Raw genomic sequence first — 20,191 nt, forward strand, 5'->3', positions numbered from 1 at the left:
GTGATAGAGAAGGTATAGAGAAGGTGGAGGTGGGCGAGGGTGGAAACCGCAGCGTTGGTTGCTCGTATGCGTCGCGTAGGGGTCGATCTTGCCGATGTCGAGGTCAAATCGGCGGCGGTCGGGTGGCCTAAGAATGCCGTCGAAACCCTCAGCGCTTTTGCAAACGGCGGCGGTGGCGTCCTCATCCTCGGTCTGTCCGAGCAACATGGGTTCACTCCTGCGGCGGGCTTCGATGCAAAGGCTATCCGGGATGCTCTCGCCCTCGCCTGCGCCGACCTGGTCGATCCGCCGTTGCGAGTGCCGATCGAGATTGAGGAGTTCGAAGGTGCACTGGTGGTCCGCGCGGACATCGCAGAGTTGGATCCGATAGAGAAGCCTTGTTACGTAAAGGCCCGCGGCCACTACAACGGGTCATACATTCGAAGTGGCGATGGCGATCGTGGCCTCAGCAACTACGAGGTGTCGCAGCTGCTCGCGAACCGCACTCAACCAACATTCGACATGGAGCCAGTCGACGGCGCGACTGCCGCCGACCTCAATCCAGACCTTGTCAGTGGACTGCTCGAGCGCGCACGTAGCCGCCACCCACGGCTATTCGGCACCATGAGGGATGAAGAAGCGCTCCTCCGCCTCAATGTTCTCACCAACGTGGAAGGCGTGGTCCGGCCGACGGTCGCGGGCCTCTTGTGCCTGGGCGTGTATCCGCAGCAGTTCTTTCCCCAGCTATTCATCGCCGTCGTAGCCTTGCCGGGTTTGCAAATAGGTGATCAGACATCCGAGGGCGTTCGGTTTCTCGACAATGTCACGATCGACGGGCCAATTCCTGAGATGTTGGCTCAGGCGGTAGCCGCCCTGCAACGCAACATGCGCAAGGCCGCCGTGATCAAGGGGCTGTTCCGAGAGGACCGGTGGGATTACCCGCTCGACGTCGTTCGTGAATTGCTCGTGAATGCGATCATGCACCGCGACTACAGCCCTGGAGCGCGTGGTTCGCATCTACAGGTCGAGCTGTACCCCGACCGGCTGGTGGTGAAAAGTACTGGCGGACTCTACGGCGATGTCTCGGCCGCCTTGCTCGGTACATCTGAACAGGGATCCTCGTCGCGCAACGTAGCTCTTGCAAAGTTGCTCGCCGACGTCCCCGCGGGTGGTCGAGGCTATGCTTCGATCAGTGAGAATCGTGGCTCAGGCCTACCTAATGTGATGACGGCATTGCGAGGTGCCGGAATGAGCCCCGCGGCGTTCAATGCGACGCCAGGCCACGTATTCGTAACTGTGCCGCAGCACGCGTTGCTTGCAGTCGAGGTGATCGAGTGGATTGGTTCACTCGGCCAGGATGGGCTCAGCGACCAGCAGCACCTTGCTCTCGCGATCATGCGAAGCATTGGACGCGTCACCAACGCGATGCTGCAAGCGTGGGGTGTTGACAGAATAACTGCTGGTGCGGCGTTACGAGACCTGGTCTCTCGTGAACTTGCGGTCGTCGGCGGCGGAAGACGCTATGCAAGTTACCAATTGAATGTATCGGCCGAGATCGGTGATCTTGACGCCGACTCAGTGCCGGATGGAGCAGCGTCTATCGAAGGTGCCGGGATCGAAGCCGAACTCGACGCGATCGTGCAGGGGATACGGGCGGGTCTCAACACCGCGAAGGCGTTGGAGACGGCGCTGGGCATGAATTACCAGGCAGTGCTCAGGCGGCTGAACAAGTTAATAGAACGTGGTGCTGTTGAGCGGGAGTACGCAAGAAACGACCGTCGGCAGAGCTACCGGCTCATTCAAAGGCAGGGGGACAAATGAACGAGTTCAGCGAAGCGCATTGGGAGCAGATCGCGCTCGAAGCATTGGCTGCGCAGGAGTGGGAAAAACTCGACGGCAAGCAAATCGCTCCGGGCACCGACAACGGACGTACCTCCTGGGATGACCTCGTGCTCTCTGGGCGACTCCTCGCAGCAATGCGTGCACTCAATCCAAATGTGCCGGTCGAGTATCTCGACCAGGCTCGCGCCGCGATCATCGCACCTCAGTCGCAGGATCCGATCGCTGAAAACTATCGACTACACCGCGTTCTGGTCGACGGCTACCAGGGGATCAGCTACATCGATACCGATGGTATCGAGCAGAATCCGACAATCCGGCTCGTCAGTCATCGGCCTGAGGGCAATGAATTTCTTGCCGTGCAACAGGTTACGATCCGGAACTCGGAGCAGCACAGACGCTTCGACATCGTCGCCTACCTGAATGGTTTGCCGATCGCGATCTTCGAACTCAAGCAGGCCGGCACGGCGAAAGCCGATCTCCCAGCCGCCCACGCGCAACTGCAGACGTACCTGCGCGAGTTCCCGATGGCATTCCGGTTTGCAGTTCTCACCGTAGTGAGCGATGGACTGACGGCTCGCTATGGAACACCCTTCACGCCGTTCGAGCACTTCTCACCCTGGAACGTGGACGACGACGGCAAGCCGGTCAAACTCGGCGACGCTGTCGACGACGTGCATCTCGGTACAGAACTCGAGTTCCTAATCGAGGGCGTATTCAACACCGAACGGTTCCTGCAGTTGCAACGCAACTTCACAGCATTCGACGGAGGCGCGGAAGGATACGCGAAGCGAATTGCCAAGCCACACCAGTACTTTGCCGTCACCAAGGCAGTCGGTTCGACCGTCCTGGCGGTTGAGAGCAACGGCAAGGCAGGTGTCGTATGGCATACCCAGGGCTCCGGCAAGTCGATGGAGATGGAGCTGTACGCGCACTTGGTCGCACAGCAGCCGAAACTGAAGAACCCGACCATCGTCGTGATCACCGACCGTAAGGAACTCGACGGCCAACTGTACGAGACCTTCAACCAGAGCAGACTTCTGGACGAAGCGCCAGTCAAAGTGACCAAGCGCAAGCAGTTGCGCGACGAGTTGGCAAACCGCGCGACCGGTGGCATCTACTTCACCACGTTGCAGAAGTTTGGACTCACCGAGAGCGAACGTGAATCCGGCGCGGACCACCCGCTACTCACGGACCGTCGCAACGTCATTGTCGTTGTCGACGAAGCGCATCGCAGTCACTACGACGACCTCGACGGCTACGCGCGTCATCTCAAGGATGCACTGCCTAATGCCGCGCTGATCGCATTCACCGGAACGCCGATCTCGTTCGAGGATCGCAACACTCGAGATGTATTCGGTGACTACATCGACGTCTACGACCTCACCCGTGCGGTCGACGACGGTGCAACTGTGCCTGTCTATTTCGAGCCGAGGCTCATTCGAGTCGGGCTCGCGAAAGATGTGACCGACGACGATCTCGACAAGGCCGCCGACGAAGCAACGCTCGGACTCGACGACATCGAACGAGCACAGATCGAGAAGTCCGTCGCCGTCATCAACGCCGTGTACGGCGCGCCGGAACGCCTCGCAACGCTGGCCGCCGACATCGTAAGTCATTGGGACACAAGGTCGGAGGAGATGCGCAAGTTCATTGAATCGCCCGGCAAGGCCTTCATCGTCGGCGCGACTCGCGAGATTTGCGCAAATCTCTACGACGAGATCGTCAAGCTCCGTCCCGACTGGCATGACGACGCCGTCAACGAAGGCGTCATCAAAGTTGTGTATTCCGGTTCCGCGCAAGACAAAGGGCCAGTGGCCAAACACGTCCGCCGTGATGGACAGAACAAAGTAATCCAGAAGCGGTTGAAGGATCCCAACGACCCGCTGCAGATCGTCATAGTCAAAGACATGATGCTCACCGGGTTCGACGCGCCGCCGCTGCATACGCTGTATCTGGACCGTCCACTCAAGGGCGCACTGCTGATGCAGACGCTCGCACGAGTGAACCGAACCTTTCGTGGCAAGCCGTCCGGGTTGCTTGTCGCGTATGCACCGCTTGCCGAGAACCTCAACAAGGCACTCGACGAGTACACCGCGGACGACCGGGAGTCGAAGCCTGTCGGAAAGAACATCGATGAGGCTGTCGCGCTGACGGTCGAGTTGCTGGCACAGCTTGACGAGCTGTGTGCAGGTTACCCGTGGCGCACCAAACTCGCTGGAGCGCAGAGTAGTTGGATCAAGGCTGCGGTGGCTTTGACGAACTATCTTAGATCGCCGCAAACACCAGGAAATGACGAGGAGTCGACGCTCGGAGACCGTTTCCGCACACTGACAAACCAGCTTTCCCGAGCCTGGGCATTGTGTTCAGGCAACACCACACTCGAACCGTTGCGACCGACTGCCAAGTTCTACGAGCAGGTCAGAATCTGGATGGGCAAATACGACGCGGCTGAACGACAGGCCGCAGGCAAACCCATCCCCGACGAGATCAAGCGAATGCTTGCTTCATTGGTCGCAACGACGACAGCCTCGGGCGAGATCGTGGACATCTACGAGGCTGCGGGCATGCCGAAGCCGACGCTATCCGACCTTGGCCCTGACTTCGAAGCGAAGGCTACGGCGGCGTCGAACTCGCACTTGGCTATCGAGGCGCTACGCGCCGTGCTCGTCGAGGAGTCGGGAAAGGTTGCGGCACACAACCTTGTGCGTCAACGGGCGTTCTCCGACCGGATCGCAGAACTCATGCGCCGGTACACGAATCAGCAGTTGACTGCGGCCGAGGTGATCGCCAAGCTCATCGAGATGGCCAAAGATGTTGCAGCCGAGGGAAACCGAGGTAAGCACTTCGCGCCACCGTTGTCCGACGATGAGCTGGCGTTCTACGATGCCGTCAGCACGAACGATTCCGCGGTCGAGTTGCAGGGGGAGGACGTACTTGCGCATATCGCACGAGAACTCGTCCTCGTGATGCAGCGCGACACCAAGATGGATTGGACAGTGCGCGACGATGTACGCGCCAAGCTGCGGTCGTCGATCAAGCGATTGCTCGTCAAATACAAGTACCCGCCCGACAAGCAGCCCGCCGCGATCAAGCTCGTCATCGAGCAGATGGAAGCGTTGGCGCCGCGATACGCCGCACGGTAAAGATCGACAATCAGGGGGGAAAGCATGACAGACAGGATGTTTCGCGCGTTGACGGTGGTTCAGGAGAAGTATCTACGTAACCCCGACTTCGTCGAGGAGGAAGCTCGGTACGAACGCGTCCGCGAGCTTCATCATGAGCAGATGCGGGTCGCGGCGGAGCTGTGGGACACGAAGAATCGTGAGCAGCTTCCGGAAACGTTGCAAGGAGTTGCTGCGGTGGAGGCAGCACGGGATGCGTCCGAACGAGCACAGGACGAAGTCATCGAACGGCACATCGTTGGACTTATTCCTAGCCGTCTCGTACACGAACTGAAAAACGCATGGGCTTACCGGGAAGCCGAGTTCACCGAACCAATCGATCCCGCACATGCGGATACCGGGCCAGCGAGTACACAACATTGGAGGCAGCGTGCCAACGAGGCCTCGGTGTGGGTCGAGACCCTTGGCTACCCCAGCGACTACGACGGGTTTGATCCCATCGAAGATGTCGCCCTCCCGCCGCGGATTCGCTGGACCGACGCGGACAAAAGGTCCTCGCTGGAGAAGGCGATCGGTATTCACGGGCTGGAACCGGGCCAATGGATGGAGGTCGAATGGCCGCCGACGGGGTACCTTACCGATCCCGGCCATGTGCATACGACGGAGTTCGAACCCTGCGAAGCGCATGTCGAGCGTTACGACGACTCCGGGGACAAGTCTGCCTTCGGCGACTGCAAAGGCTGTGAACACGCGGAACGCGTCGTCGAGAATCTGGCGAAGTGGTCGTTCACTACCGAGTTGAGAATCAGCGAGATCCGCTTCGATCGAGAGGGCGAGGAGTGCGACAAGGAAATCTATCGCGACCGCGCCTTCGCAGTAGCCAGCATCGAGCAGGATCCGGGCCGTATCCTGATTGGACCGCCGGGCCAGGGTCGTCAATGGTGAACTGGCCGTCAGTTTGAGGCAGTTGGAATCGTGTACCTCGTCGATCCGATTCTGGTCCGGATCGATGGGCAGCCGTGTTTCCCGTTCGGCGACTGCTCAGTCGAGGTCCCAGTATTCGTGGGGATGGAAATAGTGATTGATTCGGGGTTTTCGGGTCGGGTCGATGTGTTTCGGCGGAACCCACAGAATCCGGCCGGGATATTTGTGATCGGGTCCTGCGACGATGGTGTTCCAGTCGGTGTCTTTCACCCCGGCCAACCGATGATGCGAATCACACACCAGCGCAAGCTGATCCACATCCGTGCGCCCGAGTTCGGCGACCCATTCCCGGCAATGATGACACTGACACATGCTGGATGGTCGCCAACATGCGGGGAAGGTGCAGCCTTTGTCTTGGGCGTAGCGGACCAGACGCTGATCGCCCTGCGCGATGCGTTTGGATCTGCCGAGGTAGATGGGGCGGCCGTCGTCGTCGAACAGGGCGAGGTAGTGATGGGCGTGGGCGGCCATTCTGACAACATCGCGGATGGGAAGTAGCGATCCACCGCCGGTGATGGCCTGCCCGGTGGCGTCTTCGAGCTCTTTGACCGTCATGGTCGCCACGACGGTGACCGGCAGTCCACGATGCTGGCCCAACGTGCCGGAGGCGAGCGCGTCACGGAGCACCATTTTCAACCCGTCGTGTTGGCGTTGCCCGACCGAGCGTTCATCCCGTTTGGCTACCTCGTCGGCGGGTTCAGCATCGACGGTGGAGTCGGTGTCGTGCGGGTTTGCTACGCCGGGTTTCGCGTATTTCGCGAACATCGCTTCGAGGTAGGCGCGTAGTTCGGGGTCGACGCAGAAACTCCCCTTTCGTCATCAGGTCGGTGCCTTGTTTGCCGAGGGTGAAGCTGCGTTTGCGTTCGCGGTCGACTTCGGGTGCGTTGCCGTCGGGGTTGAGGTAGGCCAGGATCCGGTTGGCGGCGCGGCGGAGCTGGTCGGGCCGCAGAATCCGGGCTTGTTCGGCAAGTTTGGCTTCGGCTTGGTCGCGGGTCTCGGCATCGACGTAGCTGGGGACCTGGGCGAAGAATTCGCGGATCACGGTGATGTGGGCTCGGCCGATCGCTCCGTCACGGTGGGCTGCGGCGGTGTTCGGGTAGACCGGGTCGAGGGGTGCGCCGGAGAATCCGGTGCGGGGTCCGAGGTCTTCGGCGATCTTGCGGCGTGCTTTGGCTTCGCTCGGATAGATCCGCAGGGTGTCGGCGAGGACGTCGGCGAGGCGGTAGTCGCCGAGTTCGCCGGGGATCCATTGTTCCTGCATTTTGGCGATCAGGGTGGTTTGGAAACCGGCGGTGGTGCGTGTCCCGGTTTCGAGTCGTTGCACGAGGTCGAGACGCTGACGGTTGTTCGACAGTTCGCCGAATCCGACGTCACGTAAACCTTGCAGAGCTGTTTCGAACGCGACCATCGCAGCTTCCACCGCCGTGGCGGGGTGCGGTGTCGGGTTCGAAAGCATGATCGAAGTTTATCGCCACCCACCGACACATTTCGGGAGCAGAGGTGCTGGGCTGCAACAGTATTCGTGACAGATGGGTCAGGGCTTACCTGGGTGAATTCTGGGACGGATGTTACGAAGACGGCCTGGGCGAGGGCGAGAGCGACGATCAGAGTTGGGGATCGATCGTCGACAAGTGGGCGGTAAGCATGTGGTCCTCGCCTTCGATCTTTGCAGCCGCGGTCGTGACGGTCTGCTGGATCATTGTCACGATGGCGATGTGCTCCTCGAGTCGATCGACCAGTGCGTCGTGGCCGCCGACGGCCTTCCTGCTGAATTTCTGAGCGAGTTGCACACCGGACTCGATTTCGCCGAAACCGCGAACAGATTGAAGGGATGTAGCGTCGTCGATGAGGCGACCGTAGCCCTGAATCAGCTCCTCGCACGCGGCTGCAACTTCGGCAGCTACACCTTCTTCAAGAAGTAGCTCACCAGTCGAGGCGGCGTTCTGCAATCGAGCCCAGAGGTGCTTGACGTCAGTCGGTTCAGTCACGGCGTCCTTTCAAGGTCTTGCAAGGCTGTTCAGCGAGGGAGTTCGTTATCGAGGTCTTTCGTTCGGAGAATCGCAGTAGTACAGGGGTCTTCGGGTGTTGCCACTTGGGACCGCGCTGCGACGCTAACCATGATCAGTCCCTGGGCGACAGCAAAGCCGAAGTTGCAGGTCTCGGCCTCCCTGCCAACGTTGACGGCCGTAACTCCATCGCGAGTACCAGCCGCTGTACTGCTGAACCTCGTGAATTCTGTGTTGCGCTGCATCTCGTCGAGGCTGTGGCTGGTCGAGTAGACGCGCATGAAGTACCAGCCGGCGGTAGCTTCCCATCTGCAAATTTTCCACCCCTCGAACTCCGCGCCGGCTATACCTTCCCGCTCCGTCGCTGGATCCACCCCGGCGGACCGCAGAGCGTCGTCGGGGATCCCGCATGGATCGAACAACTCGAGAGGTGCGGTTGAGCTTGCGACCGGCGAACCTGGCGTCGTGGTCGAACACCCCGCAGCCAGCAGCGCGGTGCCGCAGAGCGCCAAAGAGCGGAGCGCCCAGGTGCGCAGTCGCATACAGCTCCAATCGAAACGGATGACACTGGGTTGGACGCCGGTCGGGGCCGATCGGTTCCATCGAATCATGCGACTGAACGACGAAGCGGCTCCGAGGTGCCGGAATACGGTCGAGACCGATTTGGACTGACTGCAAGGTTTGCCTACACTAGAGCGGTTGCCCAGGCTCGTGCTGTCCAGCCATGCCTGTGCTCCGAACTCATGCCGGTTAGGTAATTGCCTCCCGGCCAGCCGAATTGTTGTAGGCCCACGACCGTGCGAACGGTGTTGGATGGGAACCGCAGCGAGAAAGGTGTCGAGGTCGAACCATGACCATGACCGATCCGATCGCAGACTTTCTGACACGTCTGCGCAACGCCAACTCGGCGTACCACGATGAGGTGAAGCTGCCGCATTCGAAGATCAAGGAGAACATTGCCGAGATCTTGAAGCGCGAGGGCTACATCTCCGACTACCGCACAGAGGCAGCCGAGGTGGGCAAGACCCTCATCGTCGACCTCAAGTACGGCCCAAGCCGCGAGCGCAGCCTCGCCGGCGTCCGTCGCGTCAGCAAGCCCGGTCTCCGGGTCTACGCGAAGTCCACCAACTTGCCCAAGGTTCTCGGCGGCCTCGGCGTGGCGATCATCTCCACGTCCACAGGTCTGCTCACGGAGCGTCAGGCAGCCAAGCAGGGAGTGGGCGGGGAAGTTCTCGCCTACGTCTGGTAAGGGAGGCTACGACAATGTCACGTATTGGAAAGCTCCCGATCACCGTCCCTGCGGGCGTTGACGTGAACATCGACGGCCAGAACGTTGCGGTCAAGGGTCCCAAGGGATCTCTTGCACTCACGGTGGCCGAGCCGATCAGCATCGCCAAGGGCGAGGACGGCGCGCTCAGCGTCACTCGGCCGGACGACGAGCGTCGCAGCCGTGCGCTGCACGGTCTGACCCGGACCCTCGTTGCGAACCTGATCACCGGTGTCACACAGGGTTACACGCGGAAAATGGAGATTCACGGCGTCGGTTACCGTGTCGCGTTGAAGGGCCAGAACCTAGAGTTCGCGCTCGGCTACAGCCACCCGGTCCCGATCGAGGCTCCCGAAGGCATCACGTTTGCCGTCGAGACGCCGACCCGATTCTCGATTTCCGGTATCGACAAGCAGAAGGTCGGCCAGATTTCGGCCAACATCCGTCGCTTGCGTCGTCCCGACCCGTACAAGGGCAAGGGCATTCGCTACGAGGGTGAGCAGATCCGCCGCAAGGTCGGAAAGACGGGTAAGTAAATGACAACATCCGCGAAAAGCACAGCAGCGCCGAAGCGTACGCCGCTCGGCAAGGATGCCTCGACGGTCCGTCGACTGTCGAAGGCTCGTCGTCACTTCCGTCTGCGCAAGAAGATCTCCGGCACCCCGGAACGTCCGCGTCTCGTGGTCAACCGGTCTTCTCGCCACATCCACGTTCAGTTGGTGGACGATCTCGCCGGCCGCACCCTTGCGGCCGCGTCGACGACCGAAACCGACCTGCGTGGCGCCGAGGGCGACAAGAAGGCCCTGAGCGCGAAGGTCGGTCAGCTGATCGCCGAGCGCGCCAAGGCTGCCGGTGTGGACACGGTGGTCTTCGACCACGGTGGCCACGGCTACCACGGCCGCGTTGCAGCGCTTGCAGACGCAGCCCGCGAAGGTGGGTTGAAGTTCTGATGCGCACTTCTATCAACAAGTCAGCACAATTGCAGAACGGAAGGAAAGCCTGATGCCGGGACGTCAAAGGCGTGACGGCGGAAGCGGACCCGCCGGAGCAAATGGTCCGAGCACGGATAACCGTGGTGGTGGCGGTGGACGCGAAGGCGGCCGCGGCGATCGTCGTGATTCCCGTGGTGGCAACGCCGCAGAGAAGAGCAATCATCTCGAGCGCGTCGTAGCCATCAACCGTGTGTCGAAGGTCGTGAAGGGTGGTCGTCGCTTCAGCTTCACCGCCCTCGTGATCGTCGGTGACGGCAACGGATTGGTCGGTGTCGGTTACGGCAAGGCCAAGGAAGTTCCCGCAGCCATTCAGAAGGGCGTCGAAGAGGCACGCAAGAGCTTCTTCCGCGTTCCGATGATCGGCAGCACCATCGTGCACCCGGTTCAGGGTGAGGCCGCGGCAGGCGTTGTCATGCTGCGTCCGGCCAGCCCGGGTACCGGCGTCATCGCCGGTGGCGCGTGCCGTGCCGTGCTGGAGTGCGCGGGAATTCACGACATCCTGTCCAAGTCGCTCGGTAGCGACAACGCGATCAACGTCGTGCATGCGACGGTTGCAGCTCTCAAGTCGCTGCAGCGTCCGGAAGAGGTTGCGGCCCGTCGCGGTCTGCCGATCGAGGACGTTGCCCCGGCCGGCATGCTGCGTGCGCGTGCACAGGCAGGAGCAACAAGCCATGGCTGATCTCAAAGTCACACAGATCAAGAGCAAGATCGGCGCCAAGAAGAATCAGCAGGACAGCCTTCGTACCCTCGGTCTACGGGGTATTCGGCAGACTGTTGTACGCGAGGACAACGCGCAGAACCGTGGCTTGATCAACACGGTGCGCCACCTCGTCACAGTTGAGGAGGTCTGAAAATGACCATCAAGTTGCATCATCTCAAGCCTGCGCCGGGTGCCAAGACCGACAAGACTCGCGTCGGTCGTGGTGACGGCTCGAAGGGCAAGACCGCGGGCCGCGGTACCAAGGGCACGAAGGCACGTAAGAACGTGCCTGCGCGTTTCGAGGGTGGGCAGATGCCGCTGCACATGCGGCTGCCCAAGCTCAAGGGCTTTACCAACCCCTTCCGCACCGAGTACCAGGTCGTCAATGTCGGCGCGATCGCCAAACTGTTCCCACAGGGTGGCACCGTCGGTATCGAGGAACTCGTCGCAGCCGGAGCGGTTCGCAAGAACCAGCTGGTGAAGGTCCTCGGCGAGGGAGACATCGACGTTGCCATCACGGTAACCGTCAACAAGGTCTCCGCCTCGGCGAAGGAAAAGATCACCGCAGCAGGTGGCTCGGCCACCGAGCTCGGAAAGTAGCTCGATTCGATCGGCCGTGCGGCAGCTTCGTGCTGTCGCACGGCCCTTCGGTTGTCATGACCTGATCGTGGCAGCGAAGCCCATCGAAGCCACTGTTAGAGTTCAAGAGTTGTCTGTCTAGACGTGCCAGGTATTGGCTCTGTCGATCGAGCCACGACGCGGCGGTGTTGAGGAGCTAGCTCCTTACTACACCCCGCCCGCTAGGAGGATCTGTGCTTTCCGCCTTCGTGTCGGCTTTCAGGACCCCGGACTTGCGGCGGAAGATCCTCTTCACGCTGGGGCTTGTTGCCTTGTATCGCTTCGGTGCGGCTCTGCCGTCGCCCGGTGTCGACTACGGAAACGTCCAGGCGTGTATCGAGCAAGTCTCCGGCGGCGACTCCGCTGGTATCTACCAGCTCATCAACCTTTTCTCGGGCGGCGCGCTGCTGCAGCTGTCCGTTTTCGCGATCGGCATCATGCCGTACATCACCGCGAGCATCATCGTTCAGCTCCTCACCGTGGTCATTCCGCGGTTCGAGGAACTCCGCAAGGAGGGCCAGTCCGGCCAGGCGAAGATGACGCAGTACACGCGCTATCTCTCGATCGCCCTCGCCATCCTGCAGGCGACCGGCCTTGTTGCACTCGCGTCGCGCGGTCAGCTGCTGCAGGGTTGCCAGCAGGACATCATCGCTGACCAGAGCATCTTCGGTCTCGTCATCATCGTTCTCGTCATGACTGCGGGCGCTGCGCTCGTCATGTGGTTCGGCGAGCTGATCACCGAACGTGGCGTCGGCAACGGCATGTCGCTGCTGATCTTCGCGGGCATCGCATCGCGTATCCCGACCGAAGGCAAGTCGATTCTGGACAGCCGCGGCGGGTTGGTCTTCGCGCTCGTCTGTGTTGCCGCTTTCCTCATCATCACGGCGGTCGTATTCGTCGAGCAGGGTCAGCGCCGGATCCCGGTGCAGTACGCCAAGCGGATGGTCGGTCGCAAGATGTACGGCGGTTCGTCGACGTACCTGCCGTTGAAGGTCAACCAGGCCGGCGTCATCCCGGTGATCTTCGCGTCGTCCCTGCTTTATCTTCCCAACTTGATCGCGCAGCTCACGGCGTCGAACACGACGCCTGATCCAAGCTGGTGGCAAAAGCTGATCCAGCAGTACCTCGTCAACCCGAGCAACCCGGTGTACATCGCGATCTACTTCGGCTTGATCGTCTTCTTCACCTACTTCTATGTGGCGATCACGTTCAACCCAGAAGAGCGCGCCGACGAAATGAAGAAATTCGGTGGCTTCATCCCGGGAATCAGACCGGGTCGACCCACCGCTGATTACCTGAATCATGTTCTGAGTCGCATTACGCTTCCTGGCTCGATTTACCTCGGTACCGTTGCCGTTCTGCCCAACTTGTTCCTCGACATCGGTTCGTCGGGCGGACCGCAGAACCTGCCGTTCGGTGGCACGGCGGTGCTCATCATGGTGAGCGTCGGCCTCGACACCGTGAAGCAGATCGAAAGCCAGCTTATGCAGCGCAATTACGAAGGGTTCCTCAAGTGAGACTTGTACTTCTCGGGCCTCCCGGTGCCGGCAAAGGCACACAGGCTGTTCTGATTTCCGAAAAGCTCGGCGTTCCACACATTTCGACCGGTGACCTCTTTCGCGCGAACATCGGCCAAGAGACGCCTGTGGGCCTCGAAGCGAAGCGTTACCTCGACGCGGGCGACCTCGTTCCCAGCTCGATCACCAACCGCATGGTCGAAGCACGAGTAGCAGAACCGGACGCCGAGAACGGCTTCGTCCTCGACGGCTTCCCGCGCACGGTCGATCAGGCCGAAGCCCTCGAAGGCATCCTGCAGAACTTGGACAACAAGCTCGATGCAGTGCTGTCCCTCTCGGTCGACGAAGATGTCGTCGTCGAACGGATGCTGGCACGTGGCCGTGCAGACGACAGCGAAGACGTGATTCGCAACCGACTCCGGGTGTACCGCGAAGAGACCGCTCCACTCCTCGACCACTACGACGGAATCGTCGTGACCGTCGACGGTATAGGCGAGGTCGAAGAGGTCAACGCACGAGCACTGGCCGCGCTGGGCCACTGATGGGCTCGAGTAACTGATGGGCTTGGGCCGCAAACGTAAGGTCGTTCCGTTCCGGTCGGCCGGCGAGCTCGACGCCATGGCTGCTGCGGGCGCGATCGTCGGCGCGGCACTTGTTGCCGTTCGCAAGCACACCAAGCCGGGGGTTTCGACTCTCGAACTCGACGCGGTCGCCGAGCAGGTGATCCGTGATGCAGGTGCGGTCCCGTCGTTCAAGGGCTACCACGGTTTCAGCGGCTCGATCTGCTCGTCTATCAACGAGCGAGTTGTGCACGGCATCCCGTCTGCCGACGACATCGTCGTCGAAGGTGATCTCGTCTCCATCGATTGCGGTGCCATCCTCGATGGTTGGCACGGCGACTCGGCGTGGACCTTCGGCGTCGGCGAGATCATCGAAGCCGACCGGCTGCTCAGCGAAGCCACTCGACTGTCGATGGACGCCGGTATCGCCGCCATGATCGCGGGCAATCGGCTCACCGATATCTCCCACGCCATCGAACTCGGAACGCGGGCGGCCGAGGTCGAGCACGGTCGCAAGTACGGAATTGTCGACGGCTACGGCGGGCACGGTATCGGCCGCAGCATGCACATGGACCCGTTCCTTCCGAACGAAGGCGCCCCTGGCAAGGGGCCGGAGCTGGTCGTCGGCTCGGTGCTTGCCATCGAACCGATGCTCACGCTTGGGACCACTCGCACCGCCGTTCTCGACGACGACTGGACCGTCGTCACCACCGACGGCAGCCGCAGCGCGCACTGGGAACACACCGTGGCGGTCACCGAAAACGGTCCGCGGATTCTTACGCTCCGCCTGGAGTAAGTTCCGGTCTTGGGCCCGCTGGTCTCAGGCCGCATTCTTTTTCGGCAACGTCACGACGCCGACGACACAGAACGCCATGGCAAGCAACATCGCGATGGGGCCGAGGTGGTCGTCGAGATCGGCCGGGTGCTTGGGAAGCGACACTCCGCGGCCGAATATCATCTCGCCGTCCATCGATGTGGAGTCTCCCCGCGCTTGCAGTCGAAGCGAAATGCCAGCGCTCAACTCCTGGGTGACTTCCTGTGACGCGGGCACACCAATCAGGGGTTCGTACGAGCCTTTGTAGGACGTCGTTCCTTCGATGACATATCTTGGCGGGCCCGCCGCAGCCACGGTGAAGACCGTTGCGGCATAAGGAATCGCTAGTCCGAAGGTCGCGAATGCGGAGTCTGCCGCGAAGGTCGAGCCGAGCGCGTGCGCGGCACCGAGTCCAACGATAGCCACGCGAATGACGAGAAGCGGACCGTCGGTTCCGAAGTCGGGCCAGATTGCAGCGACCAGCGGCACGACAGCCATGACGCCAAGACCCGCGATGGGGTGCTTCCAGAGCACCGAAATCCGTAAACCCACAGCGACGGCGACGATTCCGACGATGACGATCCACCAGGTGTCGACCGTGAGGTAGGCCTGGCGAACATCGTTGAGGACGAGCGTCGCGCCGGCAGCGACGGCGGTAGCAACAAGCAGGAACTGCCCGTTGGGTCGCGACACAGCGCGGGCAATCAGATCGACGAGGACAAGCACGACTGCAATCGAGATGCCGATGACAACCCAAGTTCCGAACCTCGAGTCCAGTGGCTGATCGGTGATCCAGGAGAACAGCAGTCGATTGACGACGACGAATGCGATCGCAGCGGCTACGGCCCACCTGATCGTTCTCGCGTCGAGGCGCTGCAGCCGATACGCCGATTGCGCCGTCACGGCCGCCGCAACAGCCAGGACGATGGCAACGAACATCAGCGTCCGTGGCGGATCGCCGAATTGTGCTGCGGCAGCACCGAGATCGCCTGACTTGATCCATGCTCGCGCAAGGAGATACGCCGACAGTGTGCCGATCGCGACTGCAAGCTGACCACTTATACGACCCCACACCGCAGCCGTGGCGCAGCCGAGTATCAAACCTGCCGCGCCAGCCCGGACGTATTGGACGGCGATTGCGAAATCGATGGTTGCTCCGCCTGCGCGACTAATCGTGAGTCCGGTGACGATCGATGCGAGTGCGACGATCGATATCCAGGCAAGCCGACGAGAACCCTTATACGCCATCAGGGCACACGCTGGTATGGCGAGCGCGATGCCTATTGCAACGCTGTCCGCGACGCTCGCCTGCCACCGTTCGATCTGTCCGGGGCTTGCGACGAACCCCCAGGTGCCGCCGCGGGCGTCCGCCAGGACGAAACCGGCGAGTGCGCCGGTGGCGAGGGCGGCAAGGGCGTTGATCAGCTCACGGAGGTTCGGCGACACCCGCTGAACCTACCGTGACGCAATTCGGACGATCGGAATGCGCCGTTCGTGGTCGGTGTGCAAGGCGACCTGACGCATCCCGACCCGATTGCGTGCACGCCGATGGCCGTCACGTTTCGAGGAGCACCGTCACCGGCCCGTCGTTGACGAGGCTGACCTGCATGTTCGCGCCGAAGGATCCCGTCGCGACGCTCGCTCCGAGCGAGCGTAGTTCGGCAGCGTATGCGTCGACGAGCGGTTCGGCGACCGGGCCGGGGGCGGCGTTCGACCAGGAGGGACGTCGACCCTTGCGGGTATCGGCGTAGAGCGTGAACTGGCTGACCACAAGAATCGGCGCCCCGACGTCGGAGGCTGATTCCTCGGAGTCGAGGATGCGGAGCGTCCACGTCTTGCGGGCGAGCGTCTGCGCGTCGTCGACCGAATCCGTGTGCGTCACCCCGACGAGCGCCACCAGCCCGTGGCCGTCGGGTTCGATGCTGCCGACCCGCACACCATCGACCGTCACCGACGCCGCCGTGACCCGCTGCAGCAACACCCGCATCAGCGTGTATTCGCGTCGGCGATCCCACGTCGCACCGTCGCTGCAAACGTTGTCAGGTCGTCGACGAGGCCTTCGACGGTCGACGAATTGCCGTCTGGCTGCAACCAGTCGGCGACGAGTTCGAACATTCCGCCGATCGTTGCGATGGCGAGCGCGCGGTAATCGGTCGTCGTCGAGTCCGCGTCGTATTGCCTCCACAGTTGTTGGAGGAAGGCGGCGGCCCAACGCCGATTCTTTCGGCGTTGCCGTTCCACTGCGGGGGAGATGCCTGCTGCTTCGCCGAAGGTGACGCGAGCAACGCGAGGATCATCGACGAGCGCGTGCGCGAACGCCGAGATCACAGACGTGACGGCGTCGGTTTCGTCGTCGGGAGCAACGGCGAGTTCAGCGACCACACGTGCTTCGATCTGCTCGCTGACCTGCGCAAGCAACGCAATATAGAGGGCTTCCTTGTTTTCGAACAGTTCGTAGAACGCTTTGGTCCCGACGAAGGCGTTCTGGCAGATCTGTTCGATCGCCGTGTTGTGGTAGCCACGTTCGGCGAACAGCGCGGTTGCTGCGTCGAGTAGGTGATCGCGGCGTTGCAATCGGCGCTGATCGGCGTCGAGGCCGCGGATTCGTCGACCTTGCGTCGGCTGCCCAACGGTGGCTGAAGATCTTGCGGCGCTGACCATCTTTCGAAACTACTTTATCTTTTATGAACAAGATGGCTTGTTTATAACTGTTGACCATGTTGTAGTGTGAGCCTTACCGTACGCGCGACGATGGGGTTGGCATGCGATCTTCCGGCGATCGACGCAGGTTCGGAATCGGCACAGCGCTGGGGGCTGTGCCGCTTCTGGCCTCGGCGCTGGTGTTGGCGACGCTGCTCGCGCCTCCGGCCGCAGCCAGGGACTTTCCGTTGCCGCCCCTGCCAAACGAAGCCGATATCTATCCCTTCGTGCCCGTACCCGTCCCAGCCAAGGACGCGTGGTACGACGATCCCGCCGATTTCGGCTCACTGAACAACGGCGACATCATCCGTACGCGCGAGATTCAGACCTTTCCTCGCGATCCCTATCCCCGTGTATGCAAAGCAGTTGCTCTACCGGAGCACGGATGCGCGGGGGTAATCCGCTTGCGACGGCGACAACCGTTCTCGTACCCGGTATTCCGTGGATCGGTCCGGGGGAGCGTCCGTTGATCTCCTATCAGGAGGCGATCGACGGCCTCGGCTCGCATTGCAATCCGTCCTTCACCATTCGCACGGGCCTGATGAAAGAGACGTCGTTGATGGGCCAATTCCTCGCTGCAGGGATGGCCGTCACGATGCCCGACTTCGACGGCAAGAAGAACACGATCATGTCGCCGAGCGAGGGATACATGGTCCTCGACGGAATTCGTGCGACGCAGCGGGCAGGGATGGGCCTGGAGCGGGCGCCGATCGGCATGTGGGGGTATTCGGGCGGCGGAAACTCGACGGCGTCGGCCGCGGAAGCTCATGGTTCCTACGCACCCGAGTTGAACATCCGGGCGAGCGCGCAGGGCGGTGTGCCTGGCGACAAGGTCGAGATCGCGCCGTTCGCGATGTCCGGCAAGCAGTTTCAAGCGAACTTCACAGGATGGCTCGCGGTGTCCGGACTTGCGCGTGAGTATCCGGACTTCGACGAGGTGCTGCGGTCGAACCTGACCGAGGACGGATTGCGGGTATTGGAGGACCTCAGCGATCGCTGCCTCTACACAACTTTCTTCACGACGCTGCCACGTCCAGTCGGCGAGTATCTGAAAGATCAGGCTGTTCTGCAGAATCCGGTGTTGCAACGTGTGCTGCGGGAATCGAGCCTCGGCCAGCCTGCGGTGATGCCTCGGATGCCGATCCTGATGTGGCATTCCACTACGGACCAGTTGTTGCCAGCCGAGTTCGCTAGCGATCCCGTCGCAGCGAAGTACTGCGCGGCGGGGGTGGAACTGCGGTATATAAAGGTGCCCGCGACCGAGCACATCAGTGCCGAAATCATCCCGGAGCTAGGTACCGTCGCGTGGTTGACGGCTGTCGTTGCCGGTGCGGATCCGGGTCCTCGTGTCTGCTGACCGCACCTGGCCTCTTGACGGTGCGCCAGGCCGCGTCGCCGGACCGTCTCGTCGGGTCTCGATCCCAGGTGAGGCCATTTGGCCTGGTGAGCAAATGCCGGTATCATAGACCAGCGGTGCGCTGTGCGTGCCGGTTGTTTGCGTGCCCACGTCAGGTTTTACGTTTCTTCTCGACGTTTCCTGTTCCGGCTTACGTTCGTAGCCGGCGTTCGTGGCCTGTCGGACTCGATGTTCGCGCACCGAACCAGCAGTACAAACATGAGCAATCGAACTAGGTTTTAACGAGCCAGGATCGCGGAGGATATGGCGAAGAAAGACGGGGCCATCGAAGTCGAGGGACGCGTAGTCGAGCCCCTGCCCAATGCGATGTTCCGCATTGAGTTGGAGAACGGACACAAAGTTCTCGCGCACATCAGCGGAAAGATGCGGCAGCACTACATCCGCATCCTTCCCGAGGATCGGGTGGTCGTCGAGCTTTCGCCCTACGACCTGACTCGCGGACGCATCGTCTACCGCTACAAGTAGTCAACGAGTCGGAGCAATCGGCCGACCCACAAGCTTCCCGCGTCTTCGCAGGCGCGGGAGAACCATGTCCACCCCAACGGTGGACGTCGACAGAGATTGGACAGACGTGAAGGTCAACCCAAGCGTCAAGCCCATCTGCGAGAAGTGCAAGGTGATTCGCCGTAACGGGCGAGTCATGGTGATCTGCGAAAACCTGCGCCACAAACAGCGCCAGGGCTGACGTACGACCATCGTCCGAGCACCGATCGCCAAGATCGGCTTGGTCAGAAGAAGACCTCCCAACGCCATCCACGCAGTGCGGATTTCCGGGCTTGTCCCGGGCTGCGATGGACTACCCCCGGACCAGAGGCCGGGGCCCCGATAAGAAGGGGGACGGCATGGGAGCAGACCTCTGCTACAAAAGGAAAAGCGCCAAATGGCACGTCTTTCTGGTGTAGATCTACCCCGCGAAAAGCGGATGGAGATCGCACTGACCTACATCTACGGCATCGGCCGTACCCGCTCCAAGGAAATTCTTGCGGCAACCGGCGTCAACCCGGATCTGCGCAGCAAGGACCTCGGCGACGACGACCTCGCGAAGCTTCGCGAGTACATCGAAGAATCGCTCAAGGTCGAGGGTGACCTGCGCCGCGAGGTTCAGGCAGACATCCGTCGCAAGATCGAGATCGGCTGCTACCAGGGCCTTCGCCACCGCCGTGGGCTGCCCGTTCGTGGCCAGCGCACCAAGACCAATGCGCGCACCCGTAAGGGCCCCAAGCGCACCATTGCCGGCAAGAAGAAGGCGAAGTAATGCCCCCTAAGTCACGCACCAGCGGCCCCAAGAAGACTCAGAAGGCCCGCCGGAGGGACAAGAAGAACGTCCCGCACGGCAACGCGCACATCAAGAGCACGTTCAACAACACGATCGTTTCGATCACCGATCCGGCAGGCAACGTCATCTCGTGGGCGTCCTCGGGCCACGTTGGCTTCAAGGGCTCGCGTAAGTCCACGCCGTTCGCCGCTCAGCTCGCCGCCGAGAATGCTGCCCGCAAGGCGCAAGAGCACGGTGTCAAGAAGGTCGACGTGTTCGTCAAGGGACCCGGCTCCGGCCGTGAGACCGCGATCCGCTCGCTTCAGGCCGCAGGCCTCGAGGTCGGCACCATCTCCGATGTCACTCCTCAGCCGCACAACGGCTGCCGTCCGCCCAAGCGGCGTCGGGTCTAGCGGGA

General features: G+C 61.6%; 24 protein-coding genes. 17 read left to right on the forward strand and 7 right to left on the reverse strand.

Going from position 1 to position 20,191, the window contains the following annotated elements:
• Window positions 1-66: 66 nt before the first annotated feature.
• From ACHIRB_RS15535 to ACHIRB_RS15545, 3 genes are read left to right on the forward strand one after another with little or no spacing between them, the layout of a single operon-like run.
• Window positions 67-1,800 carry an ATP-binding protein gene (locus ACHIRB_RS15535; protein ID WP_395124086.1) on the forward strand — a complete coding sequence of 578 codons (1,734 nt, stop codon included), beginning with the start codon at window positions 67-69 and terminating at the stop codon, window positions 1,798-1,800.
• The gene (locus ACHIRB_RS15540; protein WP_395124063.1) at window positions 1,797-4,964 is read left to right on the forward strand and encodes a type I restriction endonuclease subunit R; all 3,168 of its coding nucleotides are present in this window, start codon (window positions 1,797-1,799) and stop codon (window positions 4,962-4,964) included. The genes ACHIRB_RS15535 and ACHIRB_RS15540 overlap by 4 nt, the downstream gene beginning before the upstream one ends.
• A 24-nt stretch (window positions 4,965-4,988) precedes the next feature.
• The gene (locus tag ACHIRB_RS15545; RefSeq protein WP_395124062.1) at window positions 4,989-5,888 is read left to right on the forward strand and encodes a hypothetical protein; all 900 of its coding nucleotides are present in this window, start codon (window positions 4,989-4,991) and stop codon (window positions 5,886-5,888) included.
• A 96-nt stretch (window positions 5,889-5,984) separates the two neighbouring features.
• Here ACHIRB_RS15545 and ACHIRB_RS15550 read toward each other — a convergent pair whose 3' ends face one another.
• The 4 genes from ACHIRB_RS15550 to ACHIRB_RS15565 all read right to left on the reverse strand — a co-directional run bounded on the left by ACHIRB_RS15550 (window position 5,985) and on the right by ACHIRB_RS15565 (window position 8,475).
• A complete protein-coding gene (locus tag ACHIRB_RS15550) occupies window positions 5,985-6,692 on the reverse strand; it encodes an HNH endonuclease signature motif containing protein (protein ID WP_395124061.1) in 708 nt (235 codons plus the stop codon).
• On the reverse strand, window positions 6,625-7,383 hold the full coding sequence (locus tag ACHIRB_RS15555; protein WP_395124060.1) for a DUF222 domain-containing protein: 759 nt from the start codon (window positions 7,381-7,383) through the stop codon (window positions 6,625-6,627). The genes ACHIRB_RS15550 and ACHIRB_RS15555 overlap by 68 nt, the downstream gene beginning before the upstream one ends.
• Window positions 7,384-7,531: 148 nt before the next feature.
• On the reverse strand, window positions 7,532-7,915 hold the full coding sequence (locus ACHIRB_RS15560) for a hypothetical protein (RefSeq protein ID WP_395112113.1): 384 nt from the start codon (window positions 7,913-7,915) through the stop codon (window positions 7,532-7,534).
• 29 nt (window positions 7,916-7,944) lie between these two features.
• Window positions 7,945-8,475, reverse strand: coding sequence for a DUF3558 domain-containing protein (locus ACHIRB_RS15565; protein ID WP_395112112.1), 531 nt, complete (start codon window positions 8,473-8,475; stop codon window positions 7,945-7,947).
• Between the two features lie 308 nt (window positions 8,476-8,783).
• On the opposite strand from ACHIRB_RS15565, the gene rpsH reads away from it, so the two are divergent.
• The 9 genes from rpsH (at window position 8,784) to map (ending at window position 14,383) form a co-directional block, all read left to right on the forward strand.
• Window positions 8,784-9,182 carry a 30S ribosomal protein S8 gene (rpsH, locus tag ACHIRB_RS15570; protein ID WP_199703350.1) on the forward strand — a complete coding sequence of 133 codons (399 nt, stop codon included), beginning with the start codon at window positions 8,784-8,786 and terminating at the stop codon, window positions 9,180-9,182.
• Between the two features lie 14 nt (window positions 9,183-9,196).
• Complete coding sequence (gene rplF, locus ACHIRB_RS15575; protein WP_199703349.1) at window positions 9,197-9,736, forward strand: 50S ribosomal protein L6; 540 nt, start codon at window positions 9,197-9,199, stop codon at window positions 9,734-9,736.
• Window positions 9,737-10,150 carry a 50S ribosomal protein L18 gene (rplR, locus tag ACHIRB_RS15580; protein WP_395112111.1) on the forward strand — a complete coding sequence of 138 codons (414 nt, stop codon included), beginning with the start codon at window positions 9,737-9,739 and terminating at the stop codon, window positions 10,148-10,150.
• A 52-nt stretch (window positions 10,151-10,202) separates the two neighbouring features.
• Entirely contained in the window at window positions 10,203-10,871 is a 669-nt protein-coding gene (gene rpsE / locus ACHIRB_RS15585; RefSeq protein WP_199703348.1) for a 30S ribosomal protein S5, read from the forward strand.
• A complete protein-coding gene (rpmD, locus tag ACHIRB_RS15590) occupies window positions 10,864-11,043 on the forward strand; it encodes a 50S ribosomal protein L30 (protein ID WP_199703347.1) in 180 nt (59 codons plus the stop codon). The genes rpsE and rpmD overlap by 8 nt, the downstream gene beginning before the upstream one ends.
• A gap of 2 nt (window positions 11,044-11,045) precedes the next feature.
• Window positions 11,046-11,492 (forward strand): 50S ribosomal protein L15, encoded by a 447-nt coding sequence (rplO, locus tag ACHIRB_RS15595; protein WP_199703346.1) that lies wholly within the window; start codon window positions 11,046-11,048, stop codon window positions 11,490-11,492.
• A gap of 212 nt (window positions 11,493-11,704) precedes the next feature.
• Complete coding sequence (secY, locus tag ACHIRB_RS15600; protein ID WP_199703345.1) at window positions 11,705-13,027, forward strand: preprotein translocase subunit SecY; 1,323 nt, start codon at window positions 11,705-11,707, stop codon at window positions 13,025-13,027.
• Window positions 13,024-13,569, forward strand: a complete 546-nt coding sequence (locus ACHIRB_RS15605) for an adenylate kinase (protein ID WP_395112110.1) — start codon at window positions 13,024-13,026, stop codon at window positions 13,567-13,569. Before secY ends, ACHIRB_RS15605 begins: the two co-directional genes overlap by 4 nt.
• A gap of 16 nt (window positions 13,570-13,585) precedes the next feature.
• Window positions 13,586-14,383 carry a type I methionyl aminopeptidase gene (gene map, locus ACHIRB_RS15610; protein WP_395124059.1) on the forward strand — a complete coding sequence of 266 codons (798 nt, stop codon included), beginning with the start codon at window positions 13,586-13,588 and terminating at the stop codon, window positions 14,381-14,383.
• A gap of 24 nt (window positions 14,384-14,407) precedes the next feature.
• Here the strand turns inward: map and ACHIRB_RS15615 are convergent, their stop codons facing one another.
• The 3 genes from ACHIRB_RS15615 to ACHIRB_RS15625 form a co-directional block, all read right to left on the reverse strand.
• The gene (locus tag ACHIRB_RS15615; RefSeq protein ID WP_395124058.1) at window positions 14,408-15,847 is read right to left on the reverse strand and encodes a hypothetical protein; all 1,440 of its coding nucleotides are present in this window, start codon (window positions 15,845-15,847) and stop codon (window positions 14,408-14,410) included.
• 109 nt (window positions 15,848-15,956) lie between these two features.
• Window positions 15,957-16,388, reverse strand: coding sequence for a D-aminoacyl-tRNA deacylase (dtd, locus tag ACHIRB_RS15620; protein WP_395112107.1), 432 nt, complete (start codon window positions 16,386-16,388; stop codon window positions 15,957-15,959).
• Window positions 16,388-17,062, reverse strand: coding sequence for a TetR/AcrR family transcriptional regulator (locus ACHIRB_RS15625; protein WP_395112106.1), 675 nt, complete (start codon window positions 17,060-17,062; stop codon window positions 16,388-16,390). Before ACHIRB_RS15625 ends, dtd begins: the two co-directional genes overlap by 1 nt.
• A gap of 424 nt (window positions 17,063-17,486) precedes the next feature.
• Between ACHIRB_RS15625 and ACHIRB_RS15630 the strand changes: the two genes are divergently transcribed.
• The 5 genes from ACHIRB_RS15630 (at window position 17,487) to rpsK (ending at window position 20,186) form a co-directional block, all read left to right on the forward strand.
• Window positions 17,487-18,458, forward strand: a complete 972-nt coding sequence (locus ACHIRB_RS15630) for a lipase family protein (protein ID WP_395124057.1) — start codon at window positions 17,487-17,489, stop codon at window positions 18,456-18,458.
• A 303-nt stretch (window positions 18,459-18,761) separates the two neighbouring features.
• Window positions 18,762-18,983, forward strand: a complete 222-nt coding sequence (gene infA, locus ACHIRB_RS15635) for a translation initiation factor IF-1 (protein ID WP_005140011.1) — start codon at window positions 18,762-18,764, stop codon at window positions 18,981-18,983.
• A gap of 106 nt (window positions 18,984-19,089) precedes the next feature.
• Window positions 19,090-19,203 (forward strand): 50S ribosomal protein L36, encoded by a 114-nt coding sequence (rpmJ, locus tag ACHIRB_RS15640; protein WP_024332746.1) that lies wholly within the window; start codon window positions 19,090-19,092, stop codon window positions 19,201-19,203.
• 195 nt (window positions 19,204-19,398) lie between these two features.
• Window positions 19,399-19,773, forward strand: coding sequence for a 30S ribosomal protein S13 (rpsM, locus tag ACHIRB_RS15645; protein WP_199703339.1), 375 nt, complete (start codon window positions 19,399-19,401; stop codon window positions 19,771-19,773).
• Window positions 19,773-20,186 (forward strand): 30S ribosomal protein S11, encoded by a 414-nt coding sequence (gene rpsK / locus ACHIRB_RS15650; protein ID WP_199703338.1) that lies wholly within the window; start codon window positions 19,773-19,775, stop codon window positions 20,184-20,186. Before rpsM ends, rpsK begins: the two co-directional genes overlap by 1 nt.
• Window positions 20,187-20,191: the final 5 nt, after the last annotated feature.

This window comes from Antrihabitans spumae (assembly GCF_043944905.1).
Taxonomy (GTDB): Bacteria; Actinomycetota; Actinomycetes; order Mycobacteriales; family Mycobacteriaceae; genus Antrihabitans; species Antrihabitans spumae.